The following is a 25865-nucleotide window of genomic DNA, read 5'->3' on the forward strand; positions in this document are numbered from 1 at the left end:
GGGCATCACTCTCTATTTCATTGCCCCATGTAATACAGGGGCTTCGAAAGGTGTCGTGAAATGTTACTTTGAATATTTTACCCTCCTCCTTTGCTGTGCCCCGTAGTATTACGGGTGCTTTGCACAGCAAAATATAGGGGAATACATTTATTGAGATTTACTGCCGATAAGAATGAATGTAGGGCTTTCTATATGGCATCGTATGACTTTGTGCCGTTTTTGAAAACGATGGCGCCACGAACACCTATTGCACAGCCTTCCGATTCCTCTCTCTTTTCTCCTTTGACTACTATGTTAATGGTGTGTTTCCCTTCTTCCAAGTTCAAGATGTGGAAGATGTTTATGTTGCGGTGTTCTTGTTTGGCATAGTAGTAAAAGCAGTCTATCGTGCGTTTGAATATACCATCGACATATACGTCGGCTTTGCCTCCGTTTTTAACCCACCAGCCTTCGATAGAAGCTCCTGTTCCTTCGAAAGTGAACATTATTTCATCGCCGGCTTGTTCGCTATATTTCACATAACCGTTTTCGGCATCCTGCCAATTCCCTTTCAAAGTCCAGCAACTGTCTTTGTCGGCATCGACGATGGCTGCGCGTTTGCTGTATACCAAGTTGGGGAACGCATCTTCCATAGGAAGGGCAACCGGTTCTTGCAGTACGATGGAGTAACTGTCTTCGGTTACTTTACCGCCATTTTCCACAATGAGTTTTTCGGCATAATCCGCAGTGCGTTCCACCGCTTTGTTGAAAGAGTAGTTGGTGTGAACGAACGGTTTGTCTCCGATTTTTTCGATAGCTTCTCTATACTCTTGGGGGAATGCGCTGAATCCTTTGATGATACCCAAAACAGCCAAAGCGTTGGACGGGTTGCAGTCGGAGTCTTGTCCACAGCGGGTGGATATTTCCAATGTCTTGTTTATATCTCCTTCTCCATAGAGCAATCCTATAACGATGTAGGCTCCGTTCAGTTTGGCATCGATATTGTATTTCGTACCGGGGTTGCAAATGTTCGCGCGAGCCCACTTGTTTTCTAACATTTGCCAGCACTTAGTCCAGTCATCGGGATTTTCTTGGTGAAAAGCGATGACATCTTCAATGATTCTGCGATAGCCGCTTTCGGCCGGTAAAGAGAGCAATGCTTTTTCGATGACAGACCGGATATCGTTCTGCAAATAGGCTTCGCTATACAGCGAGGCTACGAATGCACCGCCATACACACCGTCGCCGTAGTTCATGATATGACCCATATAATCGGCCATTTTGTTGGCTGTCTGCGGCATACCGGGACACATGAACCCGATATAGTCGGCTTCAATTTGAAAGTCTATGTCATCGGCATGGAGGTTGAATTCGGGCTGTCCCGATTGGGGCGGAAATATGCTGTCGAAATAATTTTTGCGGGTCTGTACATTGGCGTGCCATAGTCTGAACTCGGCTATTGCCAAAGCCTCTTGGTATTTTTTTTGTTCGGCTTGCATACCGTGTTTGTCCATTACGTCCATCAAGGTTAGCTGTACATACAAGTCGTCTTCCCACAAAGCATCTTTTACTCGGACGGGAGTCCAATGGATAGAATCTTCATACATCTTGCCCAATGCTTTGAATTCGGTAGGGAGTCCGTAAGATACCCCTATCATTTTACCTGCCCACCCACCGGCGATTTTGTCTTTCAGAGTGTCTTTGCTGATCGTAGCTTGTTGGCTGCAAGCCATTAGGAAAAGAGGCATGAGTAACCCCAATCCTTTTTTCATGGTATTCATCATAAATTTTAATGTGTTAAAAGTTTATGATAAAGAGACAGAAAGGTTTGTTAAAAGGATAGTCAAGGTTGAAATATATATCATTTTTTAACTTTTTATATGATAGGTAGTCTCTTTTATGTGAAAATTTTTATGCGCCTTTCTACTTCGGATAGGGCTTGTTCATAGTCCGGTGAATAGAATTTCAGTATTTTATAGATACGCAGAGCTTCTTGATAGAAAGCCATAGCATTTTCAAGGTGTCCTTCTTCCTTGATTATATCGGCGAAATTCCTGCAACATTCTGCTTTTACCCGATAGGTGTCTTCGGTAAATCCTCCGACGAGGTATTTTTCGCAGATGTCTATTGCATCGATATATAACTCTTTCGCTTTCTGCAAGTCTCCCTTGTCAGTATAGCATTTTGCGGCTTCCAGATAGTCCGATGCCGTTTTAAAGCGATGGGCGTTTTTCTTGGCGATTCTTATGTCTTCTATCGTTCGAGCTTCGTCTGTCTCATTGCCTTCTTTACACTCGCCGTCTTCGTCATCTTCCTCCATGTCCTCATCGATTTCGTCTTCCTCATCTTTGTCATCGTTGTAATCCTCCTCATCATCTTCTTCGATAGCTCCGAATTTCAAAGCGATGTCGTAGTACTTTCTCGCCTTTCGGGCTTTTCCGGTATCTGCGAATGTTTCCGAAAGGCATAGCGCTACCGAACCTAATTCTTCGCCGCATTCTCCTGTTTTCCGGTAGATGGCGTTTAGTAATTCGTAGGCTTCGAGATAGAGCGTAATGGCTGTGTCGTATTCTTCGCATACATAAAGTACGATACCGAGTTTCTTCAATACGACTGCCATTTTGTCGATATGCAGGGGAACCGGGCAGGCATTTATTTCTCGATAAAGTTTCAACGATTTTTCGAAACATTCGCGGGCAGGTTCGGCTGCTTCCAGATTGCAATGGGTTTCGCCCAGACTGCAATAGGCTTCCGCTAAGTCGGCTCGATTGTCGTGCCCGTCGTTACAGAGAGATTCGTAAATCGATATACACTCTTCGTATAGCTCACTCGCTCGGTCATATTCTTCGTTTGCGCTGGAAATTAGTGCCATACAGTTGGTTATGTGAGCCGTCTCTTCTCGATAGTCGGAGTCTGGGGCGTGCAGTTCCTTGAACATCGATAGTGCTTTTTCATAAGAAGGCACGGCTTGGGGCTTTTCCCAAAGCATATAGAGATCGCCCATGCGGCTCCATGTTCGTGCCATGTCGTAGCTCGTTTTGTCGTCGGTGAGCCTGCTGTATATGCTCAATGCTTGTTTGAACAGGGATTCGGCCCGGTCGTATTCCTCGGAGTCGAGGCGAGTATCTGCCCATGCATAAATCGAATCGGCGATGGATACTTTTAGATGTCCGCTTTTTTCGGCGGCATTTGTATATAGCGTTACCGCTTTCTCGAACATCTCGCCGGCCCGGTCGTTTTCTCCCATATCGACCAGCAAATCTCCGAAGTCCCGGCAGACTTTGGCATGGTCGGCGGTGAAGGAGTATGGGACTTGGGCGTGCTGTCTTTCGCGAATATCCAGTGCCTCTTTGAGGAACTTTTCCGCGTCTTCGTATTTCTCCTCGTGGCGGCAGATGACACCCAAATTTTGGAGAACGGTGGCGATTGGGTGGTCGTAAACCGGTTCTTTCGTTTGCAACCGTCTGAATATATCCAATGCTTGGCAGAAACCTTTCCTTGCCTCTTCGTTTTTGCCGAGCACATAGTTCAGCCCGCTCATTTCCATTTTTGCCGTGGCCAAGTCGGCACTATGAGCCAATGGCATGCGGGAGGCGAGATTCGTAGCCAATTGTAGGGATTTTTGCAAGGATTCTTCCGCCTTGTCGAGTTGGTCGAGCCGTGTATAAATCGAGCCTTCCCGATTTAAAATCGAGTACAGTTTGTACTCGTATATTCTCGGAAACTCCTTGTCCAGCTCGTCGAGTATGGCGTGCGCTTGGGCTATGTATCGCAGAGCTTCTTGGGGGTGGTCCGAAAATTGCAATGCCGTAGCCATATTACAATAAATGTCGGCCAAAGCCGATCGGGAATCGGGGTCGTTGTCTTTGGCGAGGAGCTCAAATCGTATGCGTGCAGCCTCGTTGAACTCCGATAAGGCTTTGTTATATTCGTCCCGGTCGGAGTAAAGTGTTCCGAGGTTATTTTTGAGACGGGCTATATCGTCGTCATATATGCCCGGTTCTTCCCGGTCGAGCCAATCATAAATGTCTATGGCTTTCAAGTATTTGGATAGGCAGTGGTCGAAATCGCCCTTATCGCTGTAAAGTACGGCCATATTGTTTAATACGCCGGCGTAACCGTAGGCATACTTCTGAGGAGCTTTGCGATATAAACGTTCGTATATGCCCGATAGTCGTTCCCACGTTTCGAGGGCTTTTGTTTGTTGACCTGTATCTGTAAGCAGTACGGCATAGTCGAACAGGTATTCTGCCAATGTTTCTTCGGGCAGTCGTCCCGAAACAAGGTCTATCGCCGTTGACATGAGTTTTACCGCTTGTCGGTATCTCGATTCGTCGGCTATTCCACTGACGACGATACGAGCTTTAAGCATGTATTCTCCCGCACATCGTTCTATGTTTCGGGTGAGTTCGGCGGTTGGCTGCGCTGCTGTATCGAATTTCAATTTTGCGTTCGTGGCATCGGCTTCCATATCGTCTTCTTTGAGAACGGCTTCCGCTTTGTCGATCTCTCCTTTTTCAAACAGTTCGGCGGCTGTTCTCATACGGGGGCTGCATTCACCGCCCTGCATGCGGGCGATAGACATTGCTGTGTCTACGAGTGCCTTTTCTTGTCGCTCTATCTGTTCGGTTACACTCTCGCGTTCTTCCCTCAGATTAGCGAGTTCCTCGTCGGTCATACGGGAACGTTGCCCGAAGAATCCTCTCCGGCCGCCTGACTCGGCATTACCGATTTCCCGATCGAGTTGTTCCTTCCGTGATTGCAGTTCTCTGTGCGTGGCATTCTCCGAGGTAAAAGGCACATTGTTCAAGTCGGCGATCGTACTGTCTCCTATTTTCACCTGCGACTCTTTTACCTCCACCTTTATCGGGGTGGTGGCCTCTACCATTTGCAATTGTAGGACAAAATGCAGCTGCATGGTGTCGAAGTTGCTGTATCGACACCAATAGTGCCCCAGCTCTTCGAGCATGAGTCGTTTGAACTCTGCCAGTTCCCTACTTTCGCTTTCGCCTGCTTCGAGGTCTTTTATATAGGTGTATATCTTGGGAGAAGCCTGCTCGTCGAACGCTTTTCGGGCGATGTTGAACTCCTCGATGGTAAATTTTCCCGCTTTTTTATGAAATAGTGCCAGAAACATGTCGCTCGCTCTCACTCGTTCGTTGTATTCGTCTTGCTTGCGCATGCCGTTGTAGGCGGCATCATAGTCTTCCCATTCGAATAATTCGATGCGTATGCCTCGTTTCTCATAAATATTGTCCAGTTTTCTAATGAGGTTCCCGAAACGATAACGATCGGCCTCTAACTCCTCGGAGGAGGCGAGAAAAATTTTGATGACTCGGTTTGTTTTCATGGTTCGATTTATCTTGATACAGTCGATAAGCGTTCGATCGCTTGTGTATGTTCAGTCCCGTATGTAGTTCGTATTTACAAATGTAGCTGAATTTTATTAAAAAACAAGGCGTTATGCGATTAATTTGCTCAGTCGATAATTAGTGAGGATATCGGATCAATAAGAAATCGGAGGGGACTGTCTTTTCATACCTCTAATCCCTTTTCTCAGAAACGATTGTTTCTTCTGTGTCTCTCCTATGTTGCGAAGCAATAGGAGAGAAGGGAGATACCCACAAAGCGCCGGAGGGAATAAGGTTCGGAGCAGCACTTTTAATCCTCTCCCTGTCGTGCTCTGCGACATTGTGAGATATTTTACACTCTTCCCTTGTATTTTAACTTAGAACAGCGGGGGATTGGTATGACACTATCGGTGTATTTTTTAACCTCTTTCCTTGCCGTGTCCCGTAGCATTGCGGGGTGTTCCCGAGGGAATATAGGGGAAGTGACACGAAGTGGCGGAGGGGTTGATTTTTATCAAAAGCTATTCAGCTACTTTTTTACCGTTCACCGAGGAGATAGGAATGTGTTTGTCGACAAGAAATACATCGCTGAAATTCATTTCCACCCCATGAATTTTCTACAGAATCATTAGATTGACCGTCGGCTCGATTTACGAATGACAAAGGTCGTTTCCAATGTTGGAAACGACCTTTGTCTCTGTATGAGGAATCGTAATTTTATTTGAGGACTCCCAGATTTTTTCCGACTTTAATGAATGCCTTGATACAAGCGTCGAGTTCTTCCTTCTTGTGAGCGGCCGAAAGTTGTACCCGTATGCGGGCTTGGCCCTGCGGAACGACAGGATAATAGAACCCCGTTACATAAATGCCTTCGTCGAGCATTTGTGCGGCGAACGATTGCGATAGCTTGGCATCATACAGCATGACTGCACAAATGGCCGATTGGGTAGGCTTGATGTCGAAGCCTGCTGCGAGCATCTTGTCTCGGAAATAGGTGACGTTCTCCATTAAGCGGGTATGGAGTTCGTCGCTTTCGTCGAGCATTTTGAATACTTCTATTCCTGCTCCTACTACGGCGGGAGGGAGCGAGTTGGAGAAAAGGTAGGGTCTCGACCGCTGACGCAGCATGTCGATAATCTCTTTGCGTCCGGTGGTGAATCCGCCGATAGCGCCTCCGAAAGCCTTTCCCAATGTCCCGGTGTGAATGTCGATACGCCCGTACAGGTTGTACAGTTCGCTTACTCCTCTTCCTTTGGAGCCTACGACTCCTGCCGAGTGACATTCGTCGACCATGACCAAAGCATTGTATTTTTCGGCCAAGTCGCAAATCTTGTCCATTGGAGCCACATTACCGTCCATCGAGAATACTCCGTCGGTGACGATGATACGGAATCGTTGAGCCTGTGCTTCCTGCAAGCACCGTTCGAGTTCTTCCATGTCGGCATTGGCATAGCGATAGCGTTTGGCTTTGCAAAGGCGCACGCCGTCTATGATCGATGCATGGTTGAGCGCATCCGAGATGATGGCATCCTCTTCGGTGAACAAGGGTTCGAATACGCCTCCGTTGGCATCGAAACAAGCTGCATAGAGAATCGTGTCCTCGGTATGGAAATAGCGGGCAATCGCTTTTTCGAGTTCGCGGTGCAGGTCTTGCGCCCCGCAAATGAACCGTACCGACGACATGCCGAATCCGTGGGAATCCATCGCCTTTTTCGCGGCGGAGATGAGCCGGGGATTGTCGGATAGTCCCAGGTAATTGTTGGCACAGAAATTCAACACTTTTCCGCTATGTTCGGTAATTCGTATGGCAGAACTTTGCGGCGTGATAATCGTACGCTCTACTTTATACAGTCCGTTTGCTTTTATCTCGGCAAGCTGCTTTGCCAGATGATCTTTCATTTGTGTGAACATAGGCGTTTATTTAAGGAGTTTCTTTTTCAAGTGGTCGATCATGTCTATCGACATCGATTCGAGGTCGTAGTCGGGTTTCCAGTCCCATTCGGCACGGGCGCACGAATCATCGAGCATATCGGGCCACGAATCGGCTATTTGTTGCCGCACGGGGTCGATACGGTATTCGGCTACGAAATCGGGATAGAATTTCTTGATTTCGTTGTAGATAATTTCGGGATCGAAGCTCATCGATGCGATGTTGAACGAGTTGCGGTGTTTCAGTCTGGACGGGTCGGCTTCCATCAGCATCACCATCGCTTTCAGGGCATCGGGCATGTACATCATATCCATGAATGTCCCCGCCTTGACCGGAATCTCGAACTTCTCGCCCTTGACGGCGGCGTAGTATATTTCTACGGCATAGTCGGTCGTACCGCCTCCCGGCAATGTCTCGTACGAAATGAGTCCCGGAAACCTTACCGACCGGGTATCTACCCCGTAGCGATAGAAATAATAATCACTCAGCAATTCGCACGATACCTTGCTCACTCCGTAGATGGTACGCGGCCGTTGTATGGTTTCTTGCGGAGTCTTCATTTTGGGCGACGAGTCGCCGAATGCGCCTATGGAACTGGGGGTAAAGAGCGAGCAACCTTTTTCTCTCGATATTTCGAGAAGGTTGAGTACTCCTCCTATCTGGATATTCCATGCCAATAATGGACGCTTTTCGGCTTGTGCCGACAATATGGCTGCTAAGTTGTATATCGAGTCGATTTTATATTTGTCGATGATGGCTGCGATTTGTTGGGCATTGGTTACATCGGCAATTTCCAAAGGGCCGCCGTTTTTCAACTCATCGCTTAGAGGCACGCCCTCGATATATCCCGCTACGACGTTGTCGTTGCCATACTCTTTGCGGAGTTTTGTCATTAATGCCGAACCGATTTGCCCGGTCGCTCCGATTACAAGAATTTTTTTCATTGTCTTTTTGTTTCCTTTTTAGATAATCGGGTTGATGTGTGTTAATGGATCGTTAAGGTTGTTTTTGTTTCGGGGAAAGCTATATATAGTGAACAAAATCTTGCGATTGAGCTCTACTACGACCGCCCCTTCACATACTGTGCAAATATATATATTTTTTGCCCCGATTGTTATGGAGAAACGGTTTAATTTTTCACCTTTTTAAAGTTCTATTTTTTCAACGTATATATGGAACCTTTCAGTACTCCGTGAATTTCGACGAAATTCTGTTGCCGCAGATAGAGCAAATCTTTTTTTATCGTGTTGATGGACACGGGTTTGAGGGCTTGTGCGATGTCGCCTACTTTTACCGGGCCTTCGTCTTCCATGAAAGACAATATCCGTTTTTGCCGGGCGTTCAGATAGACAGGCGGGTTGCCCGGTTCGGCAGAGTGTGACGTTATATTCTTGTTTCGTAGGGGAATATCCGTCGAATCGAGTGTGGGGGTCGTCTCGGTTAATGGGGTGGGGACGAGGTTTCGTATGGATTGAAGCCATATATCGCACAAGAATAGAATCCATGCCGAGATATCCTCGCGAGATGAGTAGCGATTTTGCTGACCCTCTTTCAAGGTTCCATAATATTCTGTCCGACGTTTCTCGATGAGATTATCGATAGATTCGAATTTGGCCCATTCGTATCCGTTTTGCAGCAACAGCAAGGTGGAAAGAATGCGCGATAGTTCTCCTTTGCCTTCCCGGAACGGGTGTATGGAAATGAATTCGTAGGCAAAAGCTGCGATGACAACGAGTGCGTGATGTTCGTGTTTACTTAATTCGTCGTTGGTCCATTCGACCAAATCCCGTATTTCGTTATTGACCGATACCGCTTGGTTACGGCTGAATAGGGTAGGCGCTTTGTAGTCGAGGAAATTGACGACGCTGGGTTTACCGGCCGGTTCATCGTTCGAATGTATTTTCCCGTTGGGAAACAGGGCCGCATGTATCGTGACGATAGTGTCTTCGAGAAGCGGATAGTTGTGAGGGTGGGTATAAAGTGCCCTCAGTACGGTATCGTATCCTATAATAAGGCTCTGTTTTTTGTCATTGGTAGCTTTTTGTCTCGCTATTATCTTTTGGATTTGCAAAGCCGTGTAAGGTATGTTTTCGAGGGAGAGCGAAGCCGAAATAGTCGTTTCGATATTCTTTTGTATCGCTTCGGAGTCCGATTCTCCCGATTTTTGAATCCCCGTCCATCTTTTTGATAGAGTATCTATTTCATATAGAGTTTTTTGCAGGTTTTCTTTTTCTGGATTATTCAACTTGATTTTTTGAATGATATTCATAATATATCTATATTTTATGCAAATATAGTAGGATCGAGAGGAGAAAACAAGACTCAGTCGATAATTAGTGGGGATTGTCCTTTTATGCCTTTACCCCCTCCATCAAAAATTATATAATCTTTTCAATCCCCTCGCCCTGTGGGCACTTTCCCTATTACAGTGCGATACCCCGTAATGCTACGGGAAGCGGCAGGGAGAGAGGGGAGTACTCAATTTTGTTCCTGCTGTTGGTATTGCTCTTTCTCCCCTGTGTTTTGCTCCGCAAAATATAGGGGAGAGACCGAAGGAACGGTAGTTTCTGAGGAGAGGGGTTAGAAAGGTTGTTCGATTGTATTGTTTAACCCCTCCGTCACTGCGTGCCACCTCCCCTATATGGCTTCGCCACACAGAGGAGGAGTTTAAAGTAACACTCTATTCATTTGCGATGAGCAGAGGGAGGGGCTATTTTACCCCTCTTCTCTATATAGCTAACGCAGCTCCCCGTAGCATTACTGGGTGTTCCCGTAAGGGAATATAGGGGGAGTGCCCACAGGGCGAGAGAGTTAATCCAAACAAAAACATCATTCCCAAATACCCTATCTTTATCGGGTGGTGAAGACACAAGGGAATAGAGAGAAAGTGCCATTTGGGTGAAAGCGTTAACCCTTACAGTTAAGAATCTTATGAAATCTTTTCAACCTCTCCGAAGAGATTTGGAATGTGGTTACCGATAAGAAGTTCATCGCTAAATTCAGGTTTATCCCTCACGGATTTTTACTGAATCGAACCCAGATGAAAATTTCGTTTCTGCAATATAAAAGAAAAGCCGACCAACGATTGGCCGGCTTTTCGTATGGTGATAGAGTCTACATCTGAATATTCAAGTAGTCGGAAGTTTGCGTCACAGCGCATTTATCCTTTTCTCTTCTTGGACGAGTATGAGCTTCTCTTTGTCTTGGAGGAAGAACGGTCTCGTCTGGACCGGCTTTCCGAATGGTCCCTTCGGGAATTCCCGTAACGTTTTTCGTTCGTTCTGCGTCCTCCTTCTTCTTTGCCTTTTCTTTTTCCTTTCGGTGCGCTGTAATCTTTATCGGTCGCCAACTCGGCATATATGCGATGTCCGTAGAATTCGTTGCCTTTCAGTGCTCCGACGACTTTTTGAGCGCTGCTTTTTTCCACATCGAAAAGCGAGTAGGAAGACAGCAGGTCTATACGTCCTATGTTTACACGCCCCGGTACGAGGGAGTTGACCATTTCGATGAGGTTGGGCGGGAAAAATCCGTGAGCCTTTCCCAAGTTGATATATATACGTTCGAATCCGGCTTCGGCCGTGCGAATGTCTTTTTTACGTCCGTTACGTCCTTCCTTCGCAAAATTACCCTCTTTGGGTTTGCGAGTGTTTTCGTCGGGGATATCCAAATCGGGGGTATCGCGGTAATAATCTATGAGCCGGTTAAATTCGAGCGATACGATTCGCTTGATGAGGTCTTGTTCGGTGAGCCACCCCAGTTTTCGGGAGATGTTCGGCAGGTATTTGGCGATCTCTTCTTCGTTTACCTTTACTTTTTCGATACGGTCGGCGAGGTTGAAGAGCTGTTTCTCGCAGATTTGTTCTCCGGTGGGAACCATTCCCCGCTCGAATTTTTTGCCGATAATCTTTTCAATGGCACGCATTTTCCCTTTTTCACGACTGTGCACGATGGCGACCGAAACACCCGATTTCCCAGCTCTGCCGGTACGTCCGCTGCGGTGCGTGTAAGTCTCTATGTCATCGGGCAATCCGTAGTTGATGACGTGGGTCAAGTCGGTAACGTCGAGTCCGCGGGCGGCAACGTCGGTGGCGACGAGCAATTGCAGGTTTCTCAATCTGAATTTTTGCATGACCGCATCCCTCTGGGCTTGTGACAACTCTCCGTGGAGGGAGTCGGCATTGTATCCGTCGGCGATAAGTTGGTCGGCGATTTCTTGTGTTTCCCGACGGGTACGGCAGAATATGATTCCGTATATATTTGGGTAATAGTCGGCGATTCTTTTGAGTGCCGGATATTTGTCTTTGGCATGTACCATGTAGTACACGTGTCGTACGTTTTCGGCTCCTTCGTTTCGGCTTCCCACGACTACCTCTTTCGGTTCGTGCATATAGGTACGCGCGATCTGCTCGATTTCTTTGGGCATGGTGGCCGAAAAGAGCAGCATTTTACGCTCTTGGGGTACTTTGGAAAGAATTGCGTTGATGCTGTCGAGGAAACCCATGTTGAGCATTTCGTCGGCTTCGTCCATGATTACGGTCGAAACATGGTCGAGTTGTACCGTGCGCCGTTCGATCAGGTCGACGAGTCGTCCCGGTGTGGCGACTATGATGTGTACGCCTTTTTTCAGTGTTTTTATTTGACTCTCGATACTCGAACCTCCATATACGGGCAATATACGCAATCCGCTGACATATTGCGAATAATCGGTCAGGTCACTGGCTATTTGCAAACAAAGTTCCCGTGTGGGCGATAAGATGAGCGCTTGCGGTTTACACAGAGATAAATCGATGCGCTGGATAACGGGCAGCCCGAACGCGGCAGTTTTTCCTGTGCCGGTTTGGGCCAGTGCTACTAAGTCGGTTTCTTCGTTAAGTAGATGAGGGATTACCTGCTCCTGCACGGGCATAGGATTCTCGTATCCCAACTCGGTGATCGCTTTCAGTATCTCGTCGCAGATACCTAATTCTTGAAATGTTTTCATTTATAATGTCGTAATTTTTTGCTTTATCGCATGGGCACAAGGCCTTTTTTCGTCCTCAATGGGGCTAAGGGGAGAGGGTGAATAAAAACTTGTCGTACGTTAAAGTTTTGTTTGTGCCGGCAAAGGTACGATAAAAATCGGAATATATTCGATTTGAGTACAATATACTGCTTGAAAAAACAGAATAATTTCGGATTGGTCGATATTTAGTAATTTTTCTCCTTTCATACCTCTAACTCCTCTCCTCTATACTATTTACACAATTCCCCGTAATACTAGGGTATGGCAGGGGAGAAGAGGTTAAATGTATAATATCGTCTTTTGGAATCACCTAACTAATACCTTAACCCCTCCGTCACTTCGTGCCACCTCCCCTATGTTTTGCATAGCAAAACACAGAGGAGGAGTTTTAAAATATCTTCGATAGAGAAAATTGAAATACCCCGTAAAGCTACGGGGCACGCAGTGACGGAGAAATTAAATTTTTCAAGAATCTATTCGGTGGCTTTAATCATTCACCAAGAAGACAGAAATGTATTTATCAACAAGAGATTCATCGCTAACATTCAGGTTTAATACCCCTGATTTTCTACGGAACCATGCTTTCTGATAGTTCTTTGATGAAAGAGTATAACACAAACCGGGGCGATTTTTCGAATCGGCCCGGTTTCATATTGTGACTTATATTCATATGTTTCTTGGAATTGTTCTTAAAGACCGTTCGAAGATCAGTGTAGCAGCAGATGTTTTAATTGCCTTTTCTTTTCGGGTGTAAGTCCTAATTCTTCTTCCAAGTAGTTATTGATAGACCCGTGCTGTTGACGGATATAATCGCGGGCATAGGATAGGAATCGGCTGTCGGCCGATTGTATCAACGATAGAGCTTCTTGTGTTTCGTCGCAACAGTTTTTAGGATCGAACGAGGTTCTTCGTTTGTCGAAATAACGGTTGGAGAGCAGATAGTCGTTCATGATAACGTCTTCGGGTATATCCAAAGCGCTGAGTAAAAGCGATACGGCGAATCCGGTATAGTCTTTTCCGTTTATACAGCTGAGAACGATGGGGTAATTATCTTCTACCAGCAACTGGTTGAACATTGATTTGAAGGCTCTTTTCGAACCGGAAACCATCGCGACGTATAGATCTTGCATGAACAGGTTGGCATCTCCTCGTCTCAGTTCCTCTTTTTCGAGTCGGGGTAATAAATTTTGTCTGTAATGAAGGGAGCCCGGCAGATTGATTACATTATCGAAGCCTAGTTCGGGACTCGTTTTGATGATGTCTTCGCTATCCCGAAAATCGATTAATGTTTTTATCCCCATGTTTTTTATCCGGTTGATGCTGTTTGCCGTCAAAGAGTTAAATTCGCCCGACCGGAAAATTTTCCCCCATCGTATTTGTTTGCCGTTTTTGGTTTCATATCCGCCTAAGTCCCGGAAGTTTTCGATATATTTCAATCGTTCGGCACGTGGCCCTACGATACGGTCGTATCGGTCGTTAAACCGAAGAAGAAAGTAATAACGATATGTTTGCAGACTATCCGGGACAACGGTGTAACCTGTCTGAATGCTTGCTGTTGCGACAGGTTCTTTTGCTGTATCGAAATGCTCGGGGTCGGTCGATCGGTAAACTTGAACTTCTCCTTCGATCCTCGGCGTGGTTTCCCATTTTAACAAGTAGTTGTTTTGCAAGTCGATTTCACACGCCACATCAATGTCTGGGCTGTGCGTAGAGCAAGCGCTCAATGCGAGGAGCAAAGAACAAAGTTGTAGGTAACGCATATCGTTCGGTGATGAAATTTTATTGCAAATATAAGACAATGCGATAGTTAGCCGTACCGAGGTTTGTTTTATTTTAGAATATTTATAGGGCGTTTGGATTACTCCGGGGTAATATAATTCGCAGCGAACTCCGGTGTTATGTAGTTGTCCATACTGCAACAGACGGTTGCGGCGAACTCCATTCCGTATCGTACGATCGGTTCCCATTCTTCGGGAGTAAGACTGTATAGCTTATCGAGCGTAATGTCGTGTTTGAGCAGTCCGAACAGAACTCCTGCATTAAAAGAATCGCCTGCGCCGATCGTACTGACAGGTGTTACAGGGGTTGTCGCAAAATGTTTGTCGCCTTTTTCACAAAATAGCTTCACTCCTTTACTACCTAACGTACAGATAAAGTTCGGGCAGTAGAATTTGATATGATCCGTATATATTTTTTGAGGATCTGTGACGTGGAACAGATTGTTGAAGTCATCTGCCGAACCTTTCACCAAGTCGGCATATTCGAGGTTTTCGAGTACCGATGGCATGAGTTTCACAGCTTCATGGGCATGGGCATCGCGAAAGTTAGGATCGTAATAGATGATTGCTTTTCTCTCTTTGGCAAATTCCACCAGCTCGCATACCTTTTTCCGAAGTGCCGGATTCAAGGCGAAATAAGACCCGAATATGATAATGTCGTCTTTTTCAATGCGCGGCCACACGAAGTTGAGTCTTTCTTCGGGAAACTGGTTGTAGAACATGTATCGGGCTTCGTTATTCTCGTCGAGGAAAGCCAGCGAGATGGGTGTTTTCCCTTCGCAAAAAATATCCAGATTCTCGGTACAAACGCCATTTTTTTTCATGAAGTCGATGATGATGTCACCGACCGTGTCTTTCCCGATTTCGCTGATGAATGTGGCCGGTACACCTAATCTCCCTAGCGAAATGAGCGTATTGAACGTGGAACCTCCTGGAACGGCGTGAGAGGGTTGGTTGTTCCTGAAAATAATGTCGAGAATAGTTTCTCCTATGCCTATGATTTTACGCATGTCCTCGTGGTTTATTTATTCTGACTTTGTTCTCTGGAACGGGTTCCCAAGTATCCTCCGTGGTGGCGCAAGGCATATTGATGGGCGTCGAAATGAGTCGCCTCCATAGCGCCTACGACCAGAATATCGCCGATAACCGTCATAAGCGTGGTCGAGGTCGTCGGTGTTAGCCCAAGTGGGCATACTTCTCCCGGGGCTCCGGTAAAAAGGCATACGTCGGCACGTTGGGCGAGTTCGCTTCGGTTGTTCCCGGTAATGACGATGAATTTCAATTCGGGCATTAGGTTCGAAGCCAGTTGAAGAAGTTCGAGTATTTCGCGAGTTTTCCCCGAGTTGGAGATGACCAGCATCAAATCGTTTTTTTGCAATATGCCCAAGTCTCCGTGTTGAGCTTCGCTGGGGTGAAGAAATACGGCAGGAGTCCCGGTCGAGCAAAATGTGGTAGCGATATTCATGGCTATTTGCCCGGCTTTTCCCATTCCGCTGGTAACGAGTTTCCCTCCCCTTCGATGTACCTGCTCGACGATAAGTTCGACGGCTTTTTCAAACTGGTCTGTGACCGGTATATCCAGAATGGCCTGAGCCTCTTTTCGTAGGATTTCCTCTATTTTTTCGGTAAAATTCATATTTGTTTTAGGCTTTATCTTGTACAAAAGTAATAAAACGCGATGAAAAAGCTCGGACTACGTGCTATATTTCGTTACTTTTTCCGAAGTTCTTTTCCTTCGAACCGGCAAAGCGCCTCTTTCCATTCGTCGCTGATAGGGGCGGCACGACCGGCCGTTATATCGAATCCCACCATGACTGTATGGCAAACACCCTTTATTTGCCCGGTTTCGGTATTGACAATTTGCTGTAACAATTTGAAACTGCGGTTCCCTATTTCGACCGTGCAGGTTTGCACAGCGATGGGTTCACCCGGGTAGATGGGCGATAGGAAATCGGCATTGACGTTGGCGACAACGACATCGGCTTTCTTCCAGTCGATATTCTGGGCTTTCACGGTCTCGAAATAACGGGCTTTCCCCAAGTCGTAGAAAGAGAAATATACCGAGTTGTTTACATGCCCCAGCAGGTCTATGTCGTTGAAGCGGAGTTGAAGCGGAAGCGTGTGTCGAAATGCAGGAGATGTTGTTTCCATTGTCTGTTTTTTTATCTTTATCTGAAAATAATGTTGTCGATAACCCGATGTTCGAATTCTGCGTTGATACGGGTTAGAAGTTCGTTTCGCAACATCGTCAGCTCGTTGCGAAGAACAGCAGATGATAGACGCACATAGAGCGTTCGGTTGTGTACATACATCGATTGCGTATAAGAGTTTACCGTCTCTCCGGCAATTCGGGGCCACAAGCGCATGACTTGCGTTTCGTCGAGTTTCTGCCCGAAATTTTTTTCCGAGATGAATTGGGAGATAATGTCGCCGATAGGAAGTGCATCTTGTTTTTTCATGGCGTTTTTCCCTCCAAGATTTTAACTTCTCCCCGATCGACGGAGAAAATGTTGTATTGCGACCCGATGAAATGTATGATTTCGTCCAAATACTTCCGGTTTGTGTCGGTAATGAATATTTGCCCGAAATGATCTGACGAAACCAATTTCACGATTTGTTTTACGCGCTCGGCATCGAGCTTGTCGAAAATATCGTCGAGCAACAAGATAGGCGCGGTATCGCCTTGTTCCCGCAAAAAATCGTATTGAGCCAGTTTCAAGGCGATCAGATAAGTCTTGCATTGTCCTTGCGAGCCTATGCGTTTCATGGGATACTCACCCAGCATCATGTCCATGTCGTCCCGATGTATGCCTCGGGAGGTATATCCCAGTATCAGGTCTCTGTGGCGGTTGGCTTTCAGTTGCGGCAGCAGTGCGCCCTCGGAAAGATGGGATTTGTAAATGAGATCGGCCGATTCGTTTTGCGATGAAATTTCGTTGTAAAACCGCCGGAATACGGGAATAAACGATTGCAGAAAACGGTCGCGGCTGTTGTGAATTTGTGCAGCTGTCGAGTCCATTTGCTCTTCCCAAATGTCATATAGCATCTCTTCGGAACACTCCTGTCTCAACAGAGCATTGCGTTGTTCCAACGCTTTGTTGTACCGTATGAGCGTACTTAAATATTGTTTGTCGAATTGGCTGATAACCAAGTCTATGAACTTTCTTCGCTCTTCGCTTCCGCCTAAAATCAATTCGTTGTCCGACGGAGCGGCCATGACTAAGGGGGCAAACCCGATATGATCCGACAACCGGTCATATTCTTTTTTGTTCCGTTTGAACGCTTTTTTCTGTCGGCGTTTGATACCGCAATACAGTTCTTCTTCGTTTCCGTTACGCTCGTAATAACCTTGTACGACGAAAAAGTCTTCTCCGTGCCTGATGTTCTGCGAATCGGGATTGCGGGTATAACTCTTACAAAACGAAAGGTAATAGATAGCATCCAACAGATTGCTTTTCCCCATGCCGTTATTGCCTAAAAAACAATTGATGTTGGGCGAAAAACTCAGATCCGCTTGGGCAATGTTTTTGAAATTGACTATGGATAGCCGGGAAAGAATCATGTCGGGTTATCTTTTATTTCTACAAACATACGCAAACTTTTTTATTTTTTGCGAATAATGTTCGATGGAAATGGAATGAAAAAGTCGTGGGAGTGGGGGAAATCATGCGCATAATTGGGTCTATTAGAGCTTCTCGTACAAAAAAATGAAGATGAAATTTTATTTATAAAAAGAAATAAATTACTTTTGTCACTCGATTCTGTATAATAGGAATTGTGTAGAGGATAAAAAATAATTAAAAGACAAGAAAAATATGGCAGAAAAAGAAAAAGACGAGCTTGAAAAAATGAATGAAGCTCTCTCTATGTCGGAACAGTTTGTTGAAAAGTATCAGAAACCCCTCTTGCTCGGATTGCTGGTCGTAGTGGTGATTGTCGGAGCTATATTGGGGGTACGTCATTTCTATCTGTTGCCCCGTGAGGATAAAGCTCAGGCTGCGATGTATCAGGCTGTTATGGCTTTTGAAAACGATTCTATCGATTTGGCGATTAACGGTAATGAAAAATTCGACGGTTTGTTGACGATTGTCGACCAATACGGTTCGACGGCTGCCGGTAATTTGGCGAATGCCTATTTGGGATTGGCTTATTATGAAAAAGGGGAATACGAAACGGCACAGAAATATCTTTCTGCATTCAGTGCGGACGAGACCGTGTTGTCTCCTGCCGTGACTGCCGCTATCGGGAACTGTCTGGTAGATATGGAAAAATATGCCGAGAGTGCCAAGTATTTCGAGAAAGCCGCTAAGGTATCCGACAATGCGGTTTTCAGTCCCATCTATTTGAAAAAGGCTGCCGCGGCTTATGAGAAAGTGGGTAACAACGAAGCTGCCGTGAAACTCTATCAGGAGATTAAGGACAAATATCCTACCTCCAACGATGCTCGTGGAATAGAACGTTACATCGAGCGTGCCCAAAACAAGTAATTAAGAAATTCAATCATATCGGTAAGGCCGTCTCTCATTTCGAAAGGCGGCCTTATTTCAAAAAGAGAAACCGAATATATGGCAACTGCTTATCACAATTTATCGTCTTATGACGCCGATACTATGCCCGATGCTTCGGGCATGAAAGTGGCTATCGCCGCCGCCGAATGGAATGCCGAGATTACCGATGCTCTATTGAAAGGAGCTGTCGATACCCTGCTCCGTAACGGGGTGAAGGAGGAGAATATCTATGTGGCCCGTGTGCCGGGAACTGTCGAGCTGACTTTTGCCTCGCAGCAGATGGCCGAGTTTTACCAGCCCGATGCCGTGATTGCCATCGGTTGTGTCGTGCGGGGAGATACGCCTCATTTCGACTATGTTTGTCAAAGTGTCACACAAGGTATTACACATCTCAATACCCTGTTCGGGATACCCTTCATCTTCGGGGTGTTGACGACCGATACCATGCAACAGGCAAAGGATCGGGCCGGAGGAAAATTGGGCAATAAAGGCGACGAAGCGGCAGTGACGGCAATAAAAATGCACGATTTCGTTTGTAAATTAAAATAAGAGTGCTATCTTTGCACTCGCTTTAAGGGCAAATACCAGAGTGGCCAAATGGGGCAGACTGTAAATCTGCTGGCTTACGCCTTCGGTGGTTCGAATCCATCTTTGCCCACAAAAAAAATTGCGGAAGTAGCTCAGTTGATAGAGCATCAGCCTTCCAAGCTGAGGGTCGCGAGTTTGAGCCTCGTCTTCCGCTCTATAAAGAGAGGGTACATCGCTTCGATGTACCCTCTCTTTTTTATTTCTTTTCTGTCGATTAAAGTACCGGTTATGCAGCAAGCCAGAACTATTCCCTTACTCCCTTGCCGTGTCCCGTAGCATTGCGGGGTGTTTTGCCATGCAAAATATAGGGGAGGTGTCACGAAGTGACGGAGGGGTTGAAAACTCCATCACATCAGTCTGTTTATATCGGACATATCTTTTCTCCCCCTATCGTGTACCGTAGCATTACGGGGTACTCTGTGTAACTTCACGTAAAGAAATGGAAATAGATGACAAGCGTTATAAATATATATACGATCCAAGCGATAACGGTGTAGAACAACTCCCAGTTGGCATACGGTTCGTTGTGGGCTCTGCACCAACGTCGATGGGAGATTAGCCCCCACAGCGGTATGGCAAACAAGGCTATCGACAGCCCGATGAGCCTCTTGATGCCTACGACGAAACAAAGCCCCGCAAGCCATGTTTCCACGAACGCGATTAGCTCGATGTATTTCAAGCGGATAACCGATTTGCTTTTCTTTTTCATGATGCGGCAACTAAATTATGAACAGTCCAATAAGTAAATATACACCAATAAAGCAGATAAAGAATCCACCACGGCACAAATAAATATTCGTCTTTTTTCTTGCACCGAAAGGGATAATAGACCAATTGGCCGAACAGTATCGCACAGGCTGTCAGTCCTATCCACGCTACTGCTGTACCCAAATCGCTCATGAGCATCAAGATGAAACAAATAGAGATATTAGTTTCCACTTGTTTTTCGTATTTATTTAATTCGAACATATGTTGCTGATATGAACTCTTGTTAATAGTAATTTTAGTCGATAGCTTATGAATGGCCTTAGTGTCTATTTGGTTAATCCTAAACAGCCCATGCTAAGGATAAATATCCTCCGATATATCTTAGAAGTTGTTTTAAATTTATTGAGAAATAATATTATCATTTCAAGCAGGTATGTTCCGGCCATATTGAGCCCCTGTCTCGCATCTTGAATCCCTTGATTTTTGTCAATAGCCCGCTATTGACTGCATATCTCGGACTCCAATCTGCTTCAACATAGGTCTCAATCTGTCTCGGAATAAATTTAAAACAGCTTCTTATAATATATTGAATGATTTCGGCTGTTTGTTTTCATGGTTTTATGATTTATAGATTAACGTTTGCAAGATAAATAAAAAAATAAATTTTGCAATATTTTAACCGGTTTTTCTATCTTGTTTTTGTATCATCATGCCATAAATGAGTGTGTGACTTGTTTTTACTTTGTCGAAAAAAACAATGGAAACACAAGAACAAAAAATGGTGGAACGGCTGTCGATGCGCCGTATGGAGATAGAGATGTTGAGGTGTGAAGTATTGTCCCGGTACTACGAACGGTTGCTCGGTTTAGATGTGATAAACGATCGTGACGAAGTGAAGAGTATCATGACTTGTATCAACACACTCGAACGCTATGCCCGCAAATATGAAAAGAAATTCGAGGAGTTGTTCGCGAATCAAAAAGAGGCTATGACCGAAGCTGTTGTATCGGAGTCGGACTCTCCGAAAGAGGCGAATCGGGTGACGGACATCGGTATGGACAAGGAGGGGTGCGAATTGCCGGATATAGAAAGCTGTGAGCAGTCGCAAGTCCCGCTTGTCGCACCTGCTTCTCTTTTGCGAAACAATCAGGAGCGTCCAGACCTTTCGACGATAAATCATGTTTCGCATCGGGCGGTCGATCCCATTGTCAAGCTGAAAAAACAATCTTCTAAAAAAGTTCGTCGAAAGAGATAGCCACCAAAGACATCGATAGGCATATAGAATGCCGTTTGAAAAACAAGAGACTCTCGGTGGCGATTAAACGAGCTTTTTTCTTCTTTTCACTTCGGCTTTTAATTTGTTCAGCCATTTGTCGTAGGTCGATTCCTTCAAGAGCATGGTATGGGAGGTTTGCTTTTGATTGACTTCGTTTTTGCGGGTAACGGTCAGTTCGTTCCGGTAAAGAGAGAGCTTTACTTCCGTACGTTTGTCGGAAAGCGGTAGAATGAGGAATACGGCTTCGGTCGATTCCCTTTCGGTAGCTGTACCGAAGGTTTTTAAATTCCTTTCTACATCGTCCCGCTCGGTGTGTCGTGTACCTCGTATGATTCCGCTCTCTTTGTCGGCTTGCACGATAGTGAACTGCTCGGCTTGTAGAAGCGATAAGGTCGAATAAAATACCATGTCGTGGTTTTCGTCGAAATATTCCGATGTAATTCGGGTAACATCGTCGGAAGATAGTTCTTTGAATAAACTGCAAGAGGAGAGAAACAGGAGCGAAACGAGTAAAGACAGTTTGGGTAATCGACTCATAAAATGTTTATTTATAAATATATCCCGGAAGTCATTCCGGGATATATTCGGCAATTTTAGTATTGTTTGATGGCTTTCTCAAAGTTAGCGTTTTTATCCAAAGGAATTAAGCTGAATCCGTAAGAAATTTTTCCGGGAGCTAAATTGATTTGGTATTCCTCATGAGGCTGAGCGCCCCAAGAATCGTCTCCGCCGAGTCCCATCATACGGTAATCGATGAACAGGTCGACCAGTTCGGCCGGCTTGGGATCGCAGTTGTGACGTTGCCCGGGATTTTCGGGACGCTGACGACCGTCGTCACGATGGTCTCCGCTATCGAACGATTCGAGGGGATAGTTCGAAACATTGAATTCCAACAAGCTGTCGGCGACGATTAGCAAAGCGTTCTTTTTGCCTGTAAGAGCAAACCAGCTCACATCGGTGCGATGGTTATTTTCTTGCGGACGTACATACGGCTCGTAAAGGTCGGCTATGTTGGCTTCGTATCGCCCGATAAAACAACTGGTACGGCGGTCTATGTAGTTTTCCCACGGTCCTCGGCCATAGTATTCCAACCGGGTGAATGAGTCGGGTAACTGCATACGCAATCCTACGCGGGGAATCATGGGCGCTTGGGGATCGGATACCTCGAACGTGTTGTCTACTTTGATAACCCCGTTACCGAATATCGTATAGGAGATTTCCCATTCCGACCGGGTTTGCGGGTAAAGGTATCGGCAAACGACACGAACGTTATCGTTCTCTTTTTTATCGATGGAGAATGAACGGGCGACAGGGGGCTGTTGGGAGGCTTCTTTCCATTTACCCAATAGCTTGGGTGAGTTATAGCCGTAGTCGTTGTCTAACGGAGCTCTCCAAAAAGCGGGGCGGAGTCCGAATCCGTCGAGGATATATTCGGTTCCTTTATACCGGTACGAGGTGATCAAGCCGCTGTTTTTGTCGAATGTAACGCTGAAATTCTTGCCGGAGAAAATCGTCTCGTCACCATTATCGGTTTGTGAGACGACTCCTTGATTGGGTTTTGCAACTGGCTTGACGGCCGGTTTGACCGAGATTTGTTCGCGTGCTACGACATAACCTTGCGGAAGGAAAGGTTCCGCTTTTTTCTGTCTGGCCTCGAATTCGATTTGATAGTCTACGGTTTCTTTATCCATATTCGGCAGCCCGTTCAATGTAACCGTACATTTCTGACGCGGACGCAACGAGACGGTGAATTTCCCGGTTTTCAATACTTTCCCATTCCCTTTTACCGCATAAGCGAAATCGTATTTGTCGAGGTCTGTGAAGAAAAATTCGTTTTGAACTTCGATCGTTCCTTTCGTTCGGTCGAAGTTTTTGAATTTGATATTTTGATAAACCTTGCCCATTTCAATGGTCTGTGGTTTTATTTTCCGGTCGGGATATACGATACCATTGATGCAGAAATCTCCATCGGAGGGAGTTCCGGTATCTCCGTAATCACCGCCGTAAGCCCAGAATTTTTCGCCTTTTTCATTTGTCTTTTCGAGTCCTTGATCTACCCAGTCCCATATACAGCCGCCTTGAAGAAGATCGTATTTTTCGATGATATCCCAATAATCTTGGAAGTTTCCCAAACTGTTCCCCATAGCGTGGGCATATTCACAGAGGATAAGAGGCCGATGCGATTTGGGGTTAAGAGCATATGCTTCGATTCCTTTCGGGGAAATATACATGGGGCAAACGATATCCGTATTCCATTCATGTTCGGCACGTTCGTATTGAACCGGACGAGACGGATCCCGTTGTTTCAGCCACAAATAAGTTTCATAAAAACAGTAACCGTTCCCCGCCTCGTTCCCCAGAGACCATGTGATGATAGACGGGTGGTTTTTATCCCGTTCTACCATGTCTTTAAGACGGTCTAAATGAGCTGGTAAATAGAGAGGATTGTTACCGAGACTTCCTCCGGTTTGTAAGCTATATCCCATACCATGAGACTCTATGTTGGCTTCGTCGATGACATAGAATCCGTATTCGTCGCATAGTTCATAAAATCTTTTTTGTTGAGGATAGTGACAAGTACGAACCGTATTTACATTGTATTTTTTCCAAAGCTCGAAATCTTTGAGCATGGTTTCTTCGGTTATGTAATGACCGGTAAGCGGGTCGTGCTCGTGTACGTTAACCCCCTTTACAAGGATAGGTTGCCCGTTGACTAACAGTTGTTTGTTCTTGATTTCGACGGTGCGGAACCCTATACGGGAAGGAATGCATTCTTCGATTTTCCCTGTTTCATCGGCAGTCGAAATAAGTAGTGTGTATAGATTCGGAGTCTCGGCGGTCCATGCTTTTACGTCGTTTATCGTTTCTGCAAAAGAGACGGATTGTGAACTGTTCTTGTCGAGTTTTATCGCTTTTTCCCCGTGGGCTACGGTTTGTTCGGCGTGGTCGATGAGTCGATACGAAACGGAAATGGAACGCGCCTTAACCTCGTCGTTTTGTACTTTTACATCGAGTTTGAATACCCCGTTCTTGAATGATGAGTCGAGAGGTGTTTGTGCTTCGAAATCAGCGATTCGGGTTTGCGGCTGGGCATAGAGATATACGTCTCTTTCAAATCCGGTTAGCCTCCAAAAGTCCTGTCCCTCGAAATAATTGGCATCGGAGAATCTGTGCATTTGTACGGCTAAGGTATTTTCCCCGGGTTTTACGACAGGAGTTATATCGAATTGTACCGGAACTTTCCCTGCTTTCGACATACCTATGAATTCACCGTTCAGATAGAAGTAAGCAGCACCTTTTACCGCATCGGCGCTTAGAAAGATTCTTTTTCCTTTCCAGTTTGCGGGGAGGGCGAAATCCCGGCGGTATGTACCGGTCGGGTTCCACGCTTCGGGAACCATAGGAGGATTGGGCTCTTGGAGATATTTGTCGAATCCCGGAGATACGAATTCATACCCTACATTTACATAGATAGGGTCGCCGAATCCTTGCAGCTCCCAGTTTCCGGGGACTTTTATCTCTTTCCAATCGGCGGTGTTAAAATCGGGCTCCATGAAATTCATGGGTCTTTCTTTGAATTTTTCGGTATAATGGAATTTCCATGTCCCGTTCAAAGGTAGGTAGAAACTTCCGTTCGCCTTGTCCTTGTTCAAAGCCGATGTCTCGTCGATGTAAGAGGTGAAACTGGCGTGAGGCGGCAGCTTGTTGATATTGAGTAATTGCGGGTCGGTAATTTCGGCAAATCGATTTTCTTGCTGTTGTCCGAAGATAGGTGCGGATAACAGGCAAGCGGCCGATAGAAATAGCACAATGTTCTTCATGTCGTTTATCGTTTTTATTTGTGAATAGTGTGTTATTTATTATAGACGGTCATTCACCTCGATATGAGGACGGAGATTGTCCGGTATTTTGTTTAAAAAATTTGCCGAAGAAAGATTGATTGGCAAAGTTCAGTTCTTCCGAAATTTCTTGGATACTTAGCGTCGTGGTTTTTAGGAGTTGCTTGGCGGCCATAATAACGACGTCGGAAATGATCTCGTGAGCGGTCTTGTGACTTAATTGCTTGATGACCGAGGATAAATGCTTGGGCGATATACAGAGTTTATCGGCATAAAAATCGACGCTGCGATTTTCTTTATAATGCTGGGTAAGCAAGGAGAGAAACCTCCATAGAATATCTTCTTTACGGGATATTTTCAATTTCTTGCGTTCTACCCGTATGGCAAACATTTGGTTTAACTCCAAGATGAAAGCAGAAATAAGAGAACGTATGATCGCATAGTTTACGTGGGCCTCGTATCTGTTTTGTATCAGACGAAAATAGCCTTCGACCACTATCGACTCATTCGCTGAAAGGGACGTATGCGGGTGTCTGGCGATATAGGTACTTAACGAGAAAATGGTTTCCAAGTCCAAAAAAGCATTTCTTTCTTTGGGCGAATGTTCTCTCATCGAGAGATAACGTGCCTGAAAGTCGCTGCTCGTTTTTATCGGTTTCCAAATCGTGTTGGGGTAGAGGAACGCGATACTACCGGGTTCGAGTACATATTCTGTAAAGTTCAGTTGCACGGTTTTACAACCTCGGGTACATAATACGATCGTAAGTTTGTCGGAAGATGTGAGTAATGTATTATCCTCGGAAGAGGAAGCGGGCCTTTCAAAAGAAAGTAGAAAATGTTCCTGCGTTTGCGGATTTAGATTCGTATCCGTAGATTTTGGAGGCATTTGCATATGGTATCCTTCAT

General features: G+C 45.7%; 20 protein-coding genes and 2 tRNA genes. 5 read left to right on the forward strand and 17 right to left on the reverse strand.

What is annotated here, in order from left to right; genetic code table 11:
- Nucleotides 1-188: 188 nt before the first annotated feature.
- From HMPREF9448_RS13365 to recF, 12 genes are all read right to left on the reverse strand, one after another.
- Nucleotides 189-1763: an ADP-ribosylglycohydrolase family protein gene (locus HMPREF9448_RS13365; protein ID WP_083855879.1), complete on the reverse strand. Its 1575-nt coding sequence runs from the start codon at nucleotides 1761-1763 to the stop codon at nucleotides 189-191.
- A gap of 113 nt (nucleotides 1764-1876) precedes the next feature.
- Nucleotides 1877-5329, reverse strand: coding sequence for a tetratricopeptide repeat protein (locus tag HMPREF9448_RS13370; RefSeq protein ID WP_008863111.1), 3453 nt, complete (start codon nucleotides 5327-5329; stop codon nucleotides 1877-1879).
- Between the two features lie 718 nt (nucleotides 5330-6047).
- Complete coding sequence (gene kbl, locus HMPREF9448_RS13375; RefSeq protein WP_008863113.1) at nucleotides 6048-7241, reverse strand: glycine C-acetyltransferase; 1194 nt, start codon at nucleotides 7239-7241, stop codon at nucleotides 6048-6050.
- A gap of 6 nt (nucleotides 7242-7247) precedes the next feature.
- Nucleotides 7248-8204: an NAD-dependent epimerase/dehydratase family protein gene (locus tag HMPREF9448_RS13380; protein ID WP_008863114.1), complete on the reverse strand. Its 957-nt coding sequence runs from the start codon at nucleotides 8202-8204 to the stop codon at nucleotides 7248-7250.
- A 209-nt stretch (nucleotides 8205-8413) separates the two neighbouring features.
- Complete coding sequence (locus HMPREF9448_RS13385; RefSeq protein ID WP_008863115.1) at nucleotides 8414-9529, reverse strand: Fic family protein; 1116 nt, start codon at nucleotides 9527-9529, stop codon at nucleotides 8414-8416.
- A gap of 891 nt (nucleotides 9530-10420) precedes the next feature.
- Nucleotides 10421-12241, reverse strand: coding sequence for a DEAD/DEAH box helicase (locus tag HMPREF9448_RS13390; RefSeq protein ID WP_008863116.1), 1821 nt, complete (start codon nucleotides 12239-12241; stop codon nucleotides 10421-10423).
- 728 nt (nucleotides 12242-12969) lie between these two features.
- A complete protein-coding gene (locus HMPREF9448_RS13395) occupies nucleotides 12970-14229 on the reverse strand; it encodes a tyrosine-protein phosphatase (protein ID WP_083855880.1) in 1260 nt (419 codons plus the stop codon).
- Nucleotides 14121-15050, reverse strand: coding sequence for a carbohydrate kinase family protein (locus tag HMPREF9448_RS13400; RefSeq protein ID WP_008863118.1), 930 nt, complete (start codon nucleotides 15048-15050; stop codon nucleotides 14121-14123). The genes HMPREF9448_RS13395 and HMPREF9448_RS13400 overlap by 109 nt, the downstream gene beginning before the upstream one ends.
- 11 nt (nucleotides 15051-15061) lie before the next feature.
- Nucleotides 15062-15676, reverse strand: a complete 615-nt coding sequence (locus tag HMPREF9448_RS13405) for an SIS domain-containing protein (protein WP_008863119.1) — start codon at nucleotides 15674-15676, stop codon at nucleotides 15062-15064.
- 74 nt (nucleotides 15677-15750) lie between these two features.
- Nucleotides 15751-16191, reverse strand: a complete 441-nt coding sequence (locus tag HMPREF9448_RS13410; protein ID WP_008863120.1) for an acyl-CoA thioesterase — start codon at nucleotides 16189-16191, stop codon at nucleotides 15751-15753.
- Nucleotides 16192-16208: 17 nt separating this feature from the next.
- The gene (locus HMPREF9448_RS13415; RefSeq protein WP_008863121.1) at nucleotides 16209-16499 is read right to left on the reverse strand and encodes a DciA family protein; all 291 of its coding nucleotides are present in this window, start codon (nucleotides 16497-16499) and stop codon (nucleotides 16209-16211) included.
- On the reverse strand, nucleotides 16496-17602 hold the full coding sequence (gene recF, locus HMPREF9448_RS13420; RefSeq protein WP_008863122.1) for a DNA replication/repair protein RecF: 1107 nt from the start codon (nucleotides 17600-17602) through the stop codon (nucleotides 16496-16498). The genes HMPREF9448_RS13415 and recF overlap by 4 nt, the downstream gene beginning before the upstream one ends.
- A gap of 253 nt (nucleotides 17603-17855) precedes the next feature.
- Here recF and HMPREF9448_RS13425 point away from each other — a divergent pair, with 253 nt between their 5' ends.
- The 4 genes from HMPREF9448_RS13425 to HMPREF9448_RS13440 all read left to right on the forward strand — a co-directional run bounded on the left by HMPREF9448_RS13425 (nucleotide 17856) and on the right by HMPREF9448_RS13440 (nucleotide 19290).
- The gene (locus tag HMPREF9448_RS13425) at nucleotides 17856-18527 is read left to right on the forward strand and encodes a tetratricopeptide repeat protein (RefSeq protein ID WP_008863123.1); all 672 of its coding nucleotides are present in this window, start codon (nucleotides 17856-17858) and stop codon (nucleotides 18525-18527) included.
- A 78-nt stretch (nucleotides 18528-18605) separates the two neighbouring features.
- Complete coding sequence (gene ribH / locus HMPREF9448_RS13430; protein ID WP_008863124.1) at nucleotides 18606-19097, forward strand: 6,7-dimethyl-8-ribityllumazine synthase; 492 nt, start codon at nucleotides 18606-18608, stop codon at nucleotides 19095-19097.
- 26 nt (nucleotides 19098-19123) lie between these two features.
- Nucleotides 19124-19206: transfer RNA gene (locus HMPREF9448_RS13435), tRNA-Tyr, on the forward strand.
- 11 nt (nucleotides 19207-19217) lie between these two features.
- Nucleotides 19218-19290, forward strand: a tRNA-Gly gene (locus tag HMPREF9448_RS13440).
- Between the two features lie 273 nt (nucleotides 19291-19563).
- Here HMPREF9448_RS13440 and HMPREF9448_RS13445 read toward each other — a convergent pair.
- Together HMPREF9448_RS13445 and HMPREF9448_RS13450 are read right to left on the reverse strand one after the other, a co-directional pair.
- Nucleotides 19564-19845, reverse strand: a complete 282-nt coding sequence (locus tag HMPREF9448_RS13445) for a hypothetical protein (protein WP_008863125.1) — start codon at nucleotides 19843-19845, stop codon at nucleotides 19564-19566.
- The gene (locus HMPREF9448_RS13450; RefSeq protein WP_008863126.1) at nucleotides 19842-20105 is read right to left on the reverse strand and encodes a hypothetical protein; all 264 of its coding nucleotides are present in this window, start codon (nucleotides 20103-20105) and stop codon (nucleotides 19842-19844) included. Before HMPREF9448_RS13450 ends, HMPREF9448_RS13445 begins: the two co-directional genes overlap by 4 nt.
- A 496-nt stretch (nucleotides 20106-20601) precedes the next feature.
- On the opposite strand from HMPREF9448_RS13450, the gene HMPREF9448_RS13455 reads away from it, so the two are divergent.
- The gene (locus tag HMPREF9448_RS13455; RefSeq protein WP_008863127.1) at nucleotides 20602-21099 is read left to right on the forward strand and encodes a hypothetical protein; all 498 of its coding nucleotides are present in this window, start codon (nucleotides 20602-20604) and stop codon (nucleotides 21097-21099) included.
- Nucleotides 21100-21162: 63 nt separating this feature from the next.
- On the opposite strand, the gene HMPREF9448_RS13460 is transcribed toward HMPREF9448_RS13455, so the two are convergent.
- The 3 genes from HMPREF9448_RS13460 to HMPREF9448_RS14300 are packed head-to-tail and all read right to left on the reverse strand — an operon-like array spanning nucleotide 21163 to nucleotide 25845.
- Entirely contained in the window at nucleotides 21163-21657 is a 495-nt protein-coding gene (locus HMPREF9448_RS13460; protein WP_008863128.1) for a hypothetical protein, read from the reverse strand.
- A 56-nt stretch (nucleotides 21658-21713) separates the two neighbouring features.
- A complete protein-coding gene (gene lacZ, locus HMPREF9448_RS13465; protein ID WP_008863129.1) occupies nucleotides 21714-24941 on the reverse strand; it encodes a beta-galactosidase, LacZ type in 3228 nt (1075 codons plus the stop codon).
- Nucleotides 24942-24990: 49 nt separating this feature from the next.
- Entirely contained in the window at nucleotides 24991-25845 is an 855-nt protein-coding gene (locus HMPREF9448_RS14300; protein ID WP_157260388.1) for a helix-turn-helix domain-containing protein, read from the reverse strand.
- Between the last annotated feature and the right edge of the window lie 20 nt (nucleotides 25846-25865).

The organism is Barnesiella intestinihominis YIT 11860 (genome assembly GCF_000296465.1).
GTDB classification, from domain to species: domain Bacteria; phylum Bacteroidota; class Bacteroidia; order Bacteroidales; family Barnesiellaceae; genus Barnesiella; species Barnesiella intestinihominis.